This window comes from Flavobacterium cerinum (assembly GCF_004028155.1).
Taxonomy (GTDB): domain Bacteria; phylum Bacteroidota; class Bacteroidia; order Flavobacteriales; family Flavobacteriaceae; genus Flavobacterium; species Flavobacterium cerinum.
Genome location: NZ_SBII01000001.1, coordinates 277,640 through 293,701, shown reverse-complemented (window position 1 = coordinate 293,701; position 16,062 = coordinate 277,640). Strand labels below are relative to the sequence as shown.

The 16,062-nt window shown below is 37.5% G+C and carries 8 protein-coding genes and 2 tRNA genes; 5 read left to right on the top strand and 5 right to left on the bottom strand.

Annotated elements, in window-relative coordinates; translation table 11 throughout:
• Positions 1–175 precede the first annotated feature (175 nt).
• The gene (locus EPI11_RS01350) at positions 176–565 is read left to right on the top strand and encodes an SPOR domain-containing protein (RefSeq protein ID WP_128388156.1); all 390 of its coding nucleotides are present in this window, start codon (positions 176–178) and stop codon (positions 563–565) included.
• 333 nt (positions 566–898) lie between these two features.
• Here the strand turns inward: EPI11_RS01350 and infB are convergent, their stop codons facing one another.
• From infB to rimP, 3 genes are read right to left on the bottom strand one after another with little or no spacing between them, the layout of a single operon-like run.
• Positions 899–3,844, bottom strand: a complete 2,946-nt coding sequence (gene infB, locus EPI11_RS01345) for a translation initiation factor IF-2 (protein ID WP_128388155.1) — start codon at positions 3,842–3,844, stop codon at positions 899–901.
• Positions 3,845–3,903: 59 nt separating this feature from the next.
• Positions 3,904–5,145, bottom strand: a complete 1,242-nt coding sequence (gene nusA / locus EPI11_RS01340; protein ID WP_128388154.1) for a transcription termination factor NusA — start codon at positions 5,143–5,145, stop codon at positions 3,904–3,906.
• 17 nt (positions 5,146–5,162) lie between these two features.
• The gene (gene rimP, locus EPI11_RS01335) at positions 5,163–5,627 is read right to left on the bottom strand and encodes a ribosome assembly cofactor RimP (protein ID WP_128388153.1); all 465 of its coding nucleotides are present in this window, start codon (positions 5,625–5,627) and stop codon (positions 5,163–5,165) included.
• Between the two features lie 174 nt (positions 5,628–5,801).
• Here rimP and EPI11_RS01330 point away from each other — a divergent pair, with 174 nt between their 5' ends.
• Positions 5,802–6,650: a universal stress protein gene (locus EPI11_RS01330; protein WP_128388152.1), complete on the top strand. Its 849-nt coding sequence runs from the start codon at positions 5,802–5,804 to the stop codon at positions 6,648–6,650.
• A gap of 303 nt (positions 6,651–6,953) precedes the next feature.
• Here the strand turns inward: EPI11_RS01330 and EPI11_RS01325 are convergent.
• Positions 6,954–7,024, bottom strand: a tRNA-Gln gene (locus EPI11_RS01325).
• Positions 7,025–7,248: 224 nt separating this feature from the next.
• Positions 7,249–7,319 (bottom strand) — tRNA-Gln (locus EPI11_RS01320).
• Between the two features lie 149 nt (positions 7,320–7,468).
• Between EPI11_RS01320 and EPI11_RS01315 the strand changes: the two genes are divergently transcribed.
• The 3 genes from EPI11_RS01315 to EPI11_RS01305 all read left to right on the top strand — a co-directional run bounded on the left by EPI11_RS01315 (position 7,469) and on the right by EPI11_RS01305 (position 16,056).
• Positions 7,469–10,747, top strand: a complete 3,279-nt coding sequence (locus EPI11_RS01315; RefSeq protein ID WP_128388151.1) for a glycosyltransferase family 117 protein — start codon at positions 7,469–7,471, stop codon at positions 10,745–10,747.
• Between the two features lie 32 nt (positions 10,748–10,779).
• Positions 10,780–12,573, top strand: coding sequence for a serine hydrolase (locus tag EPI11_RS01310; protein ID WP_128388150.1), 1,794 nt, complete (start codon positions 10,780–10,782; stop codon positions 12,571–12,573).
• Between the two features lie 201 nt (positions 12,574–12,774).
• The gene (locus EPI11_RS01305; RefSeq protein WP_128388149.1) at positions 12,775–16,056 is read left to right on the top strand and encodes a glycosyltransferase family 117 protein; all 3,282 of its coding nucleotides are present in this window, start codon (positions 12,775–12,777) and stop codon (positions 16,054–16,056) included.
• The last annotated feature ends 6 nt before the right edge of the window (positions 16,057–16,062 follow it).

Below are 16,062 nucleotides of genomic sequence, written 5' to 3'. Positions count from 1 at the left end.
TTACATGCGTAGTGAGCAAACACCATGCTTTTTAAAAACTCCCACAAAAATACGACTTAAGAATTATTCTCAAACCCTAAACAAACCTTATCTCATAATTTATAACAATTCTAAATAAATTACTCTTGGAGGCATATAATAATTAGTCGTACTTTTGCGTTAAATACAGTTCATTATGAGAATTTTAAACCTCAGGTCTTACAATGCGGCCTTTATATTACTTACTTTTTTCGGGGTCGAATGTATGGCCCAGGAGTCCAATATTTCTGTTAATCAGGACCCACGATTCGAACAACTACTAGCAGAAAAGCGCAAAATCAACTCATCTATAACCGTAAATGATCGCTATAAAGTTCAAATATTCTACGGTGACAACGATAAAGCGAGAAAAACACTAGCTGAATTCAGAAGAGAATTCAAAAATTTAGATGGTACTATAATTTTCGAAAGCCCTACCTATAAAGTATGGGTTGGAAATTTTAAATCGCGTATTGATGCCGAAAGAAAACTAATCGACATCAAGAAAAAATACCCTTATGCACTGCTTATAAAACCAAATAAATAAGCAAAAATCAAACAATAAAATCCCGCAATTGCGGGATTTTTACATTATAAACACTTTTTATTTCAGCTATTTTTCATTTAGAATAATCTAAAACCAAATCAAGACTTAATTCAGCAAAGATTACTTTCCTCATCTAAGCCAATTGAAGACCTCCAAAAGCTTTTCCGCTACACATCCACCCAATGCCACGAATATTCTTCCCAACCCGGCAAAAAAGCTTCTAAACCCTCCCTGTTTAATGAACCAGGATCTTTCATTCAACAAAATTCATATAAAAAGAAAATCCCCGACTGCAATTACAGTCGGGGATTTTTATAATATTAAAAACTTAAATTATTTAAGCTTTTTCTTCACTTCTACTTCCTGGTAAGCCTCTATAACGTCAAGCTGTTGTATGTCGTTATAATTCTTGATCTGAATACCACAGTCATAACCTTTAGAAACCTCTTTAACATCGTCTTTAAAACGCTTAAGTGCCGTAAGTTCTCCAGTATAAATTACCACACCTTCTCTAATAAGACGGATTCTCGAGTTTCTGTAAATCTTACCATCAGTTACCATACATCCTGCAATAGTACCAATTTTAGATATTTTGAATGTTTCACGAATCTCTGCTGTACCAGTAACTTCTTCTTTCATTTCCGGAGATAGCATACCTTCCATTGCATCCTTAAGATCATCAATCGCATCATAAATGATAGAGTAGTTTCTGATATCGATCTCTTCTTTGTCGGCAAGTTGTCTTGCACTAGCAGAAGGACGAACGTTAAATCCGATAATGATGGCATCAGAAGCTGATGCAAGCAATACGTCAGATTCAGTAATAGCACCTACACCTTTATGTATAATGTTTATCTGGATCTCTTCAGTTGATAATTTAGAGAATGAATCTGAAAGCGCCTCAACTGAACCATCCACGTCACCTTTAAGGATAATATTAAGTTCTTTAAACTGTCCAAGAGCGATCCTTCTTCCAATCTCTGCAAGTGTAATGTGTCTTTGTGTACGTACAGACTGCTCACGCATTAACTGAGTACGTTTAGCTGCAATTTGTTTAGCTTCTTTCTCATCCTGGAATACACTAAACTTATCACCTGCTGTTGGAGCACCATCAAGACCTAAGATAGATATCGGCGTAGATGGACCTGCAACTTTAATACTGTTACCACGCTCATCATGCATTGCTTTAACTTTACCGTGGTGTTTACCCGCAAGTACATAGTCACCTAATTTAAGTGTACCACCCTGTACAAGCACTGTAGAAATATAACCTCTACCTTTATCAAGGAAAGCCTCTACTACAGTTCCAACCGCAGCTTTTTCAGGATTAGCTTTAAGATCTAAGATCTCTGCCTCTAACAATACTTTTTCAAGTAAGTCTTTAACACCAAGTCCTGTTTTTGCAGAAATATCATGCGACTGTATTTTACCTCCCCAATCTTCAACAAGAAGGTTCATACCGGCAAGTCTTTCTTTTATTTTCTCTGGATTAGCCGTTGGCTTATCCACTTTGTTAATTGCAAATATAATTGGCACACCCGCTGCCTGAGCATGGTTGATAGCCTCTTTTGTTTGTGGCATGATATCATCATCCGCCGCAATTACAACAATAGCAATATCTGTAATCTGAGCACCACGTGCACGCATCGCGGTAAACGCCTCGTGACCCGGTGTATCAAGGAATGCAATTTTCTGTCCATTATCAAGTGTTACACCATAGGCACCGATGTGCTGTGTAATACCACCCGACTCACCAGCAATTACATTTTCTTTACGAATATAATCCAGTAACGATGTTTTACCGTGGTCAACGTGACCCATTACAGTAACGATCGGGGCTCTGTGTACAAGATCTTCTTCTTTATCTTCTACTACCTGAATAGCTTCTTCAATATCAGTAGTAATAAATTCTACCTCATATCCAAACTCATCTGCAACGATAGTAAGTGTTTCTGCATCTAAACGCTGGTTCATGGTAACCATGATACCAAGAGACATACATACCGATATTACTTTAGTAATTGGCACATCCATCATGGTAGCAACTTCACCTACAGTTACAAACTCAGTAACTTTAAGTGTTTTACTTCCTTCATCAAGCATTCTTTGCTCATCATCAGATTTCTGACGGTGGCTATCTCGCTTGTCTCTTCTATACTTAGCTGCTTTCGATTTATTTCCTTTACCCTGTAATTTCTCAAGAGTCTCACGGATTTGGTTTTTAACCTCTTCTTCAGTAGGCTCAACTTTAGAAACAATTGCAGGACGTTTGTTAGGTCCGAATTTGTTAGCAGCAGGACCATTTGTATTTGGTCTTATCTGATTACCCGGAGGTCTTGGTCCGCTATTTTGCGTTTGCTGACCACCACCCTGACCCTGAGGCTTAGGCGTAATTCTTTTCCTTTTGTTCTTATCCTGGTTTTGCTGATTTGCAGCAGCAGTACCCGGCTTCGGAGCCTCTTTCTTAAACTCTTCTTTTTTCTTTTTCGGTTTATTGAACTGAGAAAGATCTATAGTTTGCCCGGTGAACGTTGCACCGGTAAGTTTTTGATATTGCGTTTTGATCTTCTCTTCTTCCGGAGCCGCTACTTCAGGGGTAGCTGCCGGTGTTACAGAAGGTGCCGAAGCAGCAGCTTCAGGCTGTGCTTTAGGCTCAATAACTGGCTTCTCTTCTTTTGCTTTTGGCTGTATAGCCGGCTCAGATTTTTTCTGAATCGGTTTAGATGTTTCAGCTTTTGGAGCTTCCGCAACTTTAGGTGCTTCAACCTTTGGCGTTTCAGCTTTTGGAGCCTCAACAGCTTTAGGTGCTTCAACAACCTTTGGTGCCTCAACTTGTACCTTTGGCTCCTCTACAACAGGGGCAGCTTTAGGCTCCTGCGCTTTTGCAGGAGTATCTGAAGAGGGTTCAGCTTTTTTAGCATTAAGGTCAATTTTGCCTACAGAAACCGGGCCAGATAGTGTAGCTCTCGCTTTGATCACTTCCTGTTTTTGTCTCTCTTCGTCCTGCTTCCTTTTTTCTTCAATTTCTTTTTCTCTCTCAATGCGAAGCGCTTCTTTTTCTTTGCGTTTCTCTTCACTTACTTCGAGAGAAGCAGCTTTCTTACCTTTGTCAGCAGAAAATTGATTGTAAAGGGCATTATATTCCTCATTGGATATCTTAGCGTTAGGACTCGATTCAATAACGTGCCCTTTGTCCTTAAGATACTCCACGGCCCTGTCCAGCGAAATATTTAATTCCCTTAATACTTTGTTTATTCTTATTGCTCTTTCTTCAGACATACAATCTTATTAATTTTATCTTCTTTGTTGTGTTGCGCTGTACCGTGTGCTAAACCTGTTTAATCCTCAAATTCTTCTTTAAGTATCCTCATCACCTCAAGCACCGTCTCTTCTTCAAGATCTGTTCTTCTTACTAGATCCTGTACATCCTGGTTTAGTATACTTCTTGCAGTGTCAAGGCCGATTTTTGCAAACTCAGCGATAATCCATGCTTCAATCTCATCCGAGAACTCTGTTAATTCAACATCCTCATCTTCAGCAAGTGTACCTTCACGAATAACATCTAACTCATAGCCTGTTAAAAGACCTGCCAGTTTAATGTTGTGACCTCCTCTACCGATAGCCTTAGAAACTTCTTCCAGCTTAAGGAATACTTCTGCCCTATTATTTGCCTCATCAATTTTAATCGACGATACTTTTGCAGGACTTAGTGCTCTTGATATATACAACTGTGTGTTTGTTGTATAATTGATTACATCTATATTTTCATTACCCAGTTCGCGAACGATACCATGGATACGTGAACCTTTCATACCTACACAGGCGCCCACCGGGTCAATCCTGTCATCATAAGAATCTACAGCTACTTTTGCTTTTTCGCCTGGAATTCTTACAACTTTTTTAACCATAATAAGTCCGTCAAAAACTTCAGGTATTTCCTGTTCAAATAATTTCTCAAGGAACAGTTCTGATGTTCTTGACATTATAATTTGAGGTTTGTTACCTTTAAGTTCAACGCTTTCTATAATTCCACGAACGTTATCACCTTTCCTGAAAAAGTCAGATGGAATCTGTTTTTCTTTAGGAAGAACGATTTCATTTCCTTCATCATCCACCAAAATTACAGCTTTTGGCCTAACATGGTGCACTTCTGCAGTATAAATATCACCTACTATATCTTTAAATTGCTTATATAGGTTTGTATTATCGTGTTCGTGTATCTTAGAAATAAGATTTTGACGCAGTGCTAATATAGCTCTTCTTCCTAACTGAATAAGTTTTACTTCTTCAGAAACATCTTCTCCAACTTCAAAATCCGGCTCAATTTTTCTTGCCTCAGAAAGGGATATCTCCTGGTTAGGATCCTCTACCTCACCATCTGCAACTACCACACGGTTCCTCCATATCTCCATATCCCCTTTATCAGGGTTTATGATGATATCAAAATTATCATCCGAACCGTATTTCTTTTTCAGTGCATTCCTGAATACATCTTCCAAGATCGCCATAAGCGTAACTCGATCTATAAGCTTATCATCTTTAAACTCTGAAAACGAATCGATTAATGCGAGATTTTCCATGCCAACTTTCTATTTTTTTAAAATTTTATTACAACAACTGCTTCTTTGATTTCCTTATAAGGTATTTCTACTCTTTTAAGTACTGTCTCTTTCCCTTTGCCTATTTGCTTAGGTTCGCGGGCACTCCACTCCAGCACGATGAAATCATCATTCGCTTCTGTAATTTCTGCCTCAATTTTCTCTGTAGCGGTTTTTACGCTAAGGGTCCTGCCTAGATTTTTTCTGTATTGCCTAGGAAAAGTTAATGGGCTTGCTGCTCCCGATGAAGCTACTTCAAGTCCAAAATCATATTCATCCTTATCAAGGTTATGTTCTATGGCCCTGCTTACGTCAATACAATCCTGTAAATTCACCCCGTTATCACCATCCAGTGTTACCAGTATCCTGTTTGCACTATCTATCGTGAAGTCAATAAGAAACAACGATGGCCGCTCCTCAAGGGCTTTATTCAACAAATCTGTAACTATTTCTTTAAATGTCATATCTGTATAAAAAGAGGGGACTCCTGTCCCCTCATTATTTAGTATTTATTAAATAACGGTGCAAATATACTATATTTTTTTATATCTTGAAAATCATTGGATAATGTAAAATTAATTCTTATCTTTATTATATAGATATTACAACCAAATTCTTGTTAATTACACACACAATTTATGAAGAAAATCTTAGTCCCAACCGACTTTTCAGACCACGCCGAATATGCCTTAAAGGTTGCAGCACAAATTGCACGCAAAAATAATGCTGAAATATACCTGCTTCACATGCTGGAATTACCATCACACGTTAGTGATGACGGAATAGGTGAAAGCAAAGCTGTAGGCGCAAGCGCAGGCGTACCGGAAGTTATGTTCTTTATGGAGAAAACCCGTGAGCGTTTTCAGGAAGTTCTTAATGAACCTTACCTACAGGGAATAACCATAGTTGAAGCAATACAATTTGAAAAAGCTTTTGACGGTATCATAAAACACAGCAAAAAACACGACATAGACCTTGTCGTTATGGGTTCTCATGGCGCCAGCGGCTTCCAGGAAATGTTTATTGGATCGAACACTGAAAAAGTAGTAAGAACCTCAGACATCCCTGTGTTAGTTATCAAAAAAGAACAAGGAGAATTTAATCCTCAAAAATTTGTTTTCGCCTCTGACTTCTCTGATGAAATAAAAAAACCTTTTGCTAAAGTGGTTGAATTCGCTAATAGCTTTGACACACACCTGCATTTAGTATTAATAAATACTCCAAGTGATTTTAAATCTACTCACGAAGCAGAAAAAACAATAAAAAACTTTGCAGCATCGTTCGATATAAAAAACAATTATACTGCTCATGTATATAATGACGTAAATGTTGAAAAAGGAATTTTACATTTCGCAAACAGTGTAAATGCCGATTTAATAGGAATGTGTACTCACGGAAGAAAAGGATTAGCTCATTTCTTTAACGGAAGCGTTAGTGAAGATTTGGTAAATCATGCCGTAAGACCGGTTATCACCTTTAAGATATAAATTACTCATAAAAACAAAAAAGCGGCTCTTGGGCCGCTTTTTTTATACCCTACAACAACTCATTTCGCAAAACAAAGTCCAGAGCCCCAATACAAACACAGAATTAAAACCATCAACTCCCAAGTAAAGTACCACCCAGAAGATCTAAAACCTTAAAGAAGATAAAAAAACCGCTTCTTATAATCAAGAACTCAATGACACGTATAACTTAGCGTTAAAAAACGCCTAATTCAAGTAAAAAACACTCTTTTTGAAATAGTTATAAACACAAAAAAGCCTCTCATTTCTGAGAGGCTTTTTCTGTTGGTCCACAAGGACTCGAACCTTGAACGACTGCACCAAAAACAGTAGTGTTACCATTACACCATAGACCATTATATCTTAATCTACCCCGAAGTCTCCTTGATATCAAAAACAACCACAAGATGTACTTACACACTCAATAAACAACAAATAACCTATTCCTAAACCAAAACACCTCTTCAAACCCAAAACCACACATCAAAAGATGCAATTTGATTTAAACTTAGCAAAAAAGCGATCTTTTTGAAACGGTTATAAATAAAAAAAGCCTCTCATTGCAGAGAGACTTTTTCTGTTGGTCCACAAGGACTCGAACCTTGAACGACTGCACCAAAAACAGTAGTGTTACCATTACACCATAGACCATTGTTCCTTCATTGCGGGTGCAAATTTAGCACATAATTTCAGTTTTACAAACTTTTTAAAGAAAAAATATTAAAATATTTTTTTTCGCGTTCTACATTCAATAAAGCTATTACTTTTGTAAGACATTTAAACCTTTCCGTACCAATTACATGACAGAATTTAACTTTAAAAAATGGAATACCATTTTAGGATGGTCGGCATTTGCCGCTGCGTTCATTATTTACTCTTTAACCGTAGAACGTACCCTTAGTTTTTGGGATTGCGGTGAATATATTGCTACAGCCGCAAAGCTGGAAGTAGGACACCCTCCCGGTGCTCCGCTATTCCAAATGGCAGGCGCTTTCTTTGCAATGTTTGCCACCAGCCCTGATAAAGTGGCACTTATGGTAAATATGCTGTCAGTAACATCGAGCGCCTTTACTATATTGTTCATGTTTTGGTCGTTAACCATACTTTTAAAGAATATGGTTTCAGGATTCACCACATTTAATCGCGATAACGCTATAATGGTACTAGGGAGTGCTTTCATTGGCTGCCTTGCCTTCACCTTCTCTGATAGTTTTTGGTTTAATGCCACAGAAGCCGAAGTATATGCTATGGCATCACTCTTTATATCTTTACTGCTATGGACGGGTTTAAAATGGGGAGAAGAAATGCATCAGCCAAGAGGCAACAAATGGCTATTAATTATCTCATTATTAATAGGTTTATCGTTTGGAGTACACTTTATGGCACTCCTTACCATTCCTTCTATAGGATTGATATATTACTTTAAAAACTACAAAACGATTACAATAAAGAACTTTATCATCGCTAACATGGTAATGATCGCAATATTGTTTTTTGTTTTTAAATTCCTTCTTCCTTACACACTGGCCCTTTTTGGAAAAACAGAGATCTTTATGGTAAACAGCCTTGGTATGCCATTCAACTCAGGGACAATTTTTATAACATTATTAATAATTGCTTTCTTTTATTTTGGACTGCGCTACACAAAAAAGAAAGGATTTGCTGTTTATAACACGTTATTGTTATGTATGCTATTTATATTAATTGGGTTCTCTACCTGGTTAATGCTTCCTATACGAGCAAATGCTCACGTAGTAATTAATGAAAACAGCCCTACCGATGCCGCAGAGGTACTTGCCTACTACAACCGTGAGCAGTATGGTGAACAAAAAACGTTCTATGGCCCGTTATATACTGAGAAGTATGCCAATCTTGACGAAGAGAATCCTTATAAAGATTCTAAACCCAACTATGAACGTGATTACAAAACTGGTAAATATGTAATTGTAAACAATTACAAAAATGCCCGACAAAATTCTGACTCCAATCACAATGGCTTTATGCCAAGAATGATAAGCAGCGATCATGCCGCTAATTATATGGCATTCAGTACACCTCCAAAATTCAGATTAAACCCTAATTATGATTATGAAAGGGAGTTAAAGAATTATGGCGTAGACGTTAATACACTTAGTGAACAAGAAGCCATGCAGGCTGTAGGTCAGATTAAAGGCGAACTGGAAAATATTATAAAGCAATTTAGGGATGGTTATAAAAAAGGTGAATTAGGTAATGAAGAGTATGATAAATTCCTGAAATCATATAAGCAATACCTTATTATCGAAAAACCAAGCTTTGGAGAAAACATGGCCTTTATGTTTGAATACCAGTTTGGTTATATGTACTGGAGATACCTTATGTGGAACTTTACAGGCCGCCAAAGTGACGTACAGGGTAAGTATGACACTATAGATGGCAACTGGATAAGCGGTATTTCTTTTATTGACGAAGCAAGACTAGGCCCACAGAACAGTCTTACCTCTGATATGAAAAACAATAAAGGCAGAAACACCTACTTTTTTCTTCCTTTCATTCTGGGGGTAATCGGAATGATATTCCATGCAAAAAAAGACCTTAAAAGCTTTTATATACTCCTAACATTATTCCTATTTACAGGTATTGCATTAAAAATATTCCTTAACGAAAGACCGTTTGAGGTTCGTGAGAGAGATTATGCTCTTGTAGGTTCATTTTATGTGTTTGCAATATGGATCGCCTTTGGAGTTTATGCCCTTTTTGACGGAATTAAAAAATACTTGCAGCCAAAGATTGCAATTCCGGTTGTATTGGGAGTAACCTTATTGGCGTGCCCACTATTAATGGCAAAAGAAAACTGGAATGATCATGATCGCTCGGGCAGGTATACTGCCTTATCTATGGCAAAATCATATCTGGACTCCTGTGAACCTAATGCCATATTATTTACCATAGGCGACAACGACACCTTCCCGCTATGGTATGCTCAGGAAATTGAAGGTTACCGTACGGATGTAAGAATTGTGTGTTCTACACTACTTCCTACTGACTGGTATATCGACCAGATGAAACGTCAGGCTTATGATTCGGCTCCTGTTCCAATTTCATTTACACACAAGCAATATGTAGACGGTACAAGAGATTTTATTTTTTATGCTCCAAAAACCGAAGAGCGTATGGATATTACCGACTTTATGAATTTTGTAAAGCTGGAAGACGAAAGAGCAAAGATCGAATTTAACAGTGGCCAAAAATGCAACTATTACCCTACCAATAAAGTTAGAATGATGGTAGACAAAAATGCAGTAATCAAAAATAAAGTTGTTGCACCGCAATACTATGATTCTATTGTACCGTATATCGACATTGACCTACCGGAAGAAGCAATATATAAGCACAACCTGATCATGCTGGATGTTATCCGTAACAACAACTGGAAACGTCCAATATATTTCTCGGGGGGCAGCATTGACCCGGAAGATTATGCCTGGATGAAGGATTACCTGGAACTGGACGGCCTGGTATATAAACTGGTTCCTATAAAAACAACTCCTCCTAAAAACAACCGTATGGATATGGGATATATCAATACAGATAAAATGTATGATATTGCTATGAAATGGGATTGGGGTAATAGTGGCAGCACTACGATCTATCACGATCCGCAAACGCTTAAAAACAGCTTTAATTACAGAAAAAACCTTGCCCGCCTAATGGAAGCTCTATTGAACGAAGGTAAAAAAGACAAAGCAGCAAAAATTATCGACCTGGTCATGACAAACATGCCGGTAGACTATTATGGCCTTTATTTCTTAACCGAACCATTTGCTGACGGCTATTATAAAACCGGGAACAAAAAAGCTGCAAGAGAACTCATTGCTAAACTTATTCAAAAAAGTAAAGAGAGCATTACTTTCTACAAATCATTACCCAAAGTAGATCAAAATGCACTTTTTAATGATATTTACAGAGAGATCGAAGGCTACAGAAGACTGCTTCTTATCATGAAAGATAATGGAGATACAGATCTTTATAATTCAGGCAAAGAAGATTTCAATAAACTGAACCAGGCTTTCAGGCGATTTGAAATAGAAGACGAATAAGACATCTTTTCAACACACCAACCAAACCACTTATGAAATATTTTTTTACTTTCATTCTCTTTCTCTTCACCATTATGGTGTCGACAGCCCAAACCGATAAACGACTGAAAGGCATCGAAAAAGAGCTTAATGCATTACTGAAAGCGACAAAAACTTCGGGATTTGCCGTAGCTGTGATAAAAAAGGATAAAGTGATCTATAGTTCAGGTTTTGGCTACAGGGATTATGAAAACAAAATTCCTGTAGACTCCAATACCCTTTTCGCTATAGGCTCAAGCACAAAAGCCTTTACCTGTGCTATACTGGGACAATTAAAAAATGAAGGCAAATTAACTTTTCAGGACAGTCCCCTTAAATATGTTCCGAATCTTAAATTTTACAACAACAGTCTTAATGAGAATATCATTATAGAAGACCTGATGTCCCACAGAACAGGGCTTCCGCGCCACGACATTTCGTGGTACCTATTCCCTACACACAGTAAAGATAGTCTTATCCAAAGGATACAATATATGGAACCCAGTACAGGGCTAAGACAGCAATGGCAATACAACAACTTTATGTTTGTGCTTCAGGGTGTAATCGCCGAAAAAATAACTCAAAAAAGTTGGGAAGACAATATAAAAGAACGCTTTTTCACTCCGTTAGGCATGACACGCTCCAACACAACCATACAGGAAATGAAGCAGGCATCTAATGCCGCTTTTGGCTACGGCCTCAAGGACGATGCTATCACTAAAATGGACTATTATGATATTGCTGGAATGAGTCCGGCGGGAAGCATTAACAGTAGTGTAAACGACATGGGAAAGTGGCTAATCTCGTGGGTAAATAATGGAAAATTCAACAATCAGGAAATCCTCCCTGATTCATATATTTCTGAAGCCATTAGTTCTCACGCTGTAGTAGGCAGTGACCTGCCAAGCAAAGAAATGCCAAATTCTTTTATGTCTAATTACGGTTATGGTTGGTTTATTTCATCATACAAAGGGCAATACAGTGTAGAACATGGCGGTAATATCGATGGTTTTTCAGCCAATGTAGCGTTTTTCCCGGCAGATGATATTGGCATAGTAGTACTTACCAACCAAAATAGCTCATCTCTTCCAACATTAGTAACGAACACTGTTGCTGACAGGTTACTGAATGTAAAACGCACAGATTGGGTAACATACTACAAAGAAAAACAGGAGAACCGCAAAAAGAGAAAAGAAGAGGCTGAGAAGAATGACGATAAAAAAGCAAACGAAGAAAGCCATACACCTTCGCATGCATTATCATCTTACACCGGACTGTATTCAAACCCTGGCTATGGTACCTTAGAGCTAATCATTAAAAACGACTCACTATTTGCTATACTAAAAAACACCAAATGCTACCTCAAGAGTAAATATTATGACATTTTTGATTCTTATGAAATTAAAAACAATAAGGTAGAAATTGATGAAAGTCTTTGCTTTAATTTTTCTACAAACGACGCCGGCGAGATATCGGGCCTTGCATTAAAATTAGAACCTACACTGGATCATCCCATACAATTCAAACGCAAACCAAAAGAAATCACCGTAGATGCCGAAACTTTAAACAAATATACCGGTGAGTATGCTATTAAAGGAATAACGATAAAAGTATCAGTAAAAAACAATAAGCTCAGAATGCTTGTTCCCGGACAACCTGAATACGAACTTATTGCAACGGAAAAAAACATGTATAAGATAACGACACTCGATGGTTTTAATGTTGAATTTATTACCAGTGAAGACGGGGCCGTAAAAGAGGTAAAGCTGCATCAGCCAAACGGTAAATTTACCGCTGTTAAAAAATAAACAGATTACTCCTAAAACAAGGCTGCCAAAAATGGCAGCCTTGTTTTATTTTAAGGAAGACTATAAAACAAAATCCTTAAAATTCACTTTTTGCAAAACTTTAGCCATTCCAGCTTGATAAAAACGGTTTTTAAACCCTTCCCTTTTGTAAAAAAATAGTTTCTTTGCATTAAGTAATAATCCCGAACAACGAATCATTACATGATAACATTCGATTTCAAAAAATGGAATACCATCTTAGGATGGTCTGTTTTTGCCATTGCACTACTGGTTTATTCATTAACAGTAGAACCTACCCTTAGCTTTTGGGATTGTGGCGAATACATCTCTACCGCTGCAAAACTAGAAGTAGGACACCCACCGGGAGCTCCCCTTTATCAAATGATGGGCGCTTTCTTTGCCATGTTTGCAACAGCCCCTGATAAAGTGGCACTTATGGTGAACATGATGTCGGTATTTTCAAGTGCCTTCACTATTCTTTTTATGTTTTGGTCATTAACTATAGTGCTTAAAAACATTGTAGCCAAAACTTCAGAACTAAACAATAATAATGCTGTTGTAATATTAGGTGCTTCGGCAGTGGGCAGTCTTGCTTATACTTTTACCGATAGTTTTTGGTTTAACGCTGTAGAAGCCGAAGTTTATGCTATGGCATCCTTATTCATTGCTTTACTGCTTTGGCTGGGTCTTCGTTGGGAACAGGAAATGCATACGCCAAGAGGAAACAAATGGCTGCTTATCATTTCGTTAGTTATTGGTTTATCGTTTGGTGTTCACTTTATGGCTTTATTAACCATACCGTCAATCGGATTCATCTACTACTTTAAGAATTACCAAAAGATCACTGTTAAAAGCTTCATTATTGCTAATGTGGTTATTGTAGCGATACTTCTGTTTATCTTTAAACTGCTATTGCCTTATACCATGGCATTATTCGGGAAAACCGAAATATTCATGGTAAATTCATTAGGGATGCCCTTTAATTCAGGAACTATATTCATAACACTTTTTATTATAGCGTTCTTTTATTTCAGCCTGAACTTTACAAAGAAGAAAAACCTTCCTTTTTACAATACCCTGATACTTTGTATACTTTTCATTTTTATAGGTTTCTCTACATGGATGATGCTACCTATTCGTGCCAATGCAAATGTGGTGATCAATGAAAACAAACCTTCGGATGCCGCAGAGGTACTTGCTTACTATAACAGGGAGCAGTATGGTGAGCAAAAGCTGTTTTATGGTCCTATGTATTCTGACGTATATGCCGGCCTTGATAAAACAAGACCCTATGAGGATGAAAAGCCAAACTACCAGAGAGATTACAAAACAGGTAAATATGTTATTGTAAACAATTATAAAAATGCAAAACAGAACACAGATGATAACCATAAAGGCTTTTTGCCTAGAATGTGGAGTACAGATCATGCCGTAAACTATATGCGTTTTACAAAACCCCTTGGATTTAAATTAGATCCGGGTTATGATTACGATAAAGAGCTTATGAAATATGGCCTTCCTATTGATCAAATGACTGAGGAAGACTATAATACTGCTATAATTCAAGTTAGAGGCGAAATAGAAAGTGTTGTATCTGAATTTAGGAACGCTTACCGTAAAGGTGATGTTGATCTTGACCAATACAATAAGTTCCTTAAAACCTACGGCGACTACCTTATTGTAGAAAAACCTTCTTTTGGAGACAACATGCAATACATGTTCGAATACCAGTTTGGTTATATGTACTGGAGGTACCTGATGTGGAACTTTACCGGAAGGCAGAATGACATTCAGGGTAAATATGACAATATTGATGGTAACTGGCTGAGCGGAATAACCCCGATTGATGAAATGCATTTAGGATCGCAGCAAAACCTGCCATCTGATCAATTAAATAACAAAGGGCGTAATATGTATTACTTCCTTCCATTCATACTGGGGCTTATAGGGCTTGCTTTCCACGCAAGAAAAGACCCGAAGAGCTTCTATGTACTTTTAACGCTATTCCTGTTTACCGGGATCGCGTTAAAAATATACCTTAATGAGCGTCCGTTTGAACCGCGTGAAAGAGATTATGCCCTTGTAGGCTCATTCTATGTGTTTGCCATGTGGATCGCATTTGGCGTATATGCCATTTATGACGGAATTAAAAAATACCTGCAGCCTAAAATTGCCGGACCGGTTGTTATAGCCGTTTCATTACTGGCAGCGCCTGTATTAATGGCAAAAGAAAACTGGGATGACCATGACCGTTCAGGTAAATACACAGCAATTGCAATGGCAAAAAGTTACCTGTCATCATGTGAGCCTAATGCTATATTATTTACTATTGGTGATAACGATACATTCCCGTTATGGTATGCACAGGAAATTGAAGGCTACCGTACTGATGTAAGGATCGTAAATACAAGTTTATTAATGACCGACTGGTACATTGAGCAGATGAAAGCTAAAGCTTATGAATCGGAGCCTATGCCGATAAACTTTACTTACGACCAGTACAAACAAGGTACCCGTGACTACAGCCTTTATGTTCCTGAAAGTAAAAATCGCTGGCCGCTTAAAGATCTTTTAGCTTTTATAGCATCGGATGACCCAAGGGTTAAAAAAGAGCTGAATAATGGTCATTTTGTTAATTTCTACCCTACAAACAAAATAAGTATTCCTGTAAACAGGGAAGAAATTATTAAAAATAAGGTTGTTTCACCTCAATTGTATGACTCCATTGTACCGTCTATAGATATCGATATTAAAGGGGATGCTATTTATAAAAACCGCCTAATGATGCTTGACATCATTAGCAATAATAACTGGAAAAGACCCGTTTACTTTACAGGTGGAAGCTTTGGTGATGACGATTACCTATGGATGAAAGACTATCTTGAATTAGATGGTATGGTATATAAACTTATCCCTGTAAAAACAGCTATACCTAAAGATGGCAGCCCGCTTGATATGGGTTATATTGATACTGAAAAAATGTACAGCCTTGTAATGTCATGGGATTGGGGCAATAGCGAAAGTCCTAAGATCTACCATGATCCTGAGACACGCAAAAACAGTATTACTTACCGTACCAATTTAGCAAGGCTTATGGAAGCCCTTATTAAAGAAGGTAAAAAAGATAAAGCTAAAAAAGTAATAGACCTGGCCATGACAAAAATGCCGGTAAAATATTATGAGTATTACACTTTAGTTGAACCATTTGCAACAGGGTACTATGAACTTGACGAAAAACAAAAAGCACGTGAGTTGTTAGACGAATTGTCTAAGAAGTACCAGGAGAACCTAACCTATTATGAAGGGCTGTCTATGGCAGACAGAAATGCGATCAATATGGATATTATCACAGCAATAGAGCGCTACAGAAGCCTTTTATGGATAATGAAAGACAGTGGTGATACTGAGTACTACAATAAGGCTAAAGTTATATTTAATAAATATAACAGTAAGTTTCCAAATCATAAAAGAGATAATGAATAGTTAACT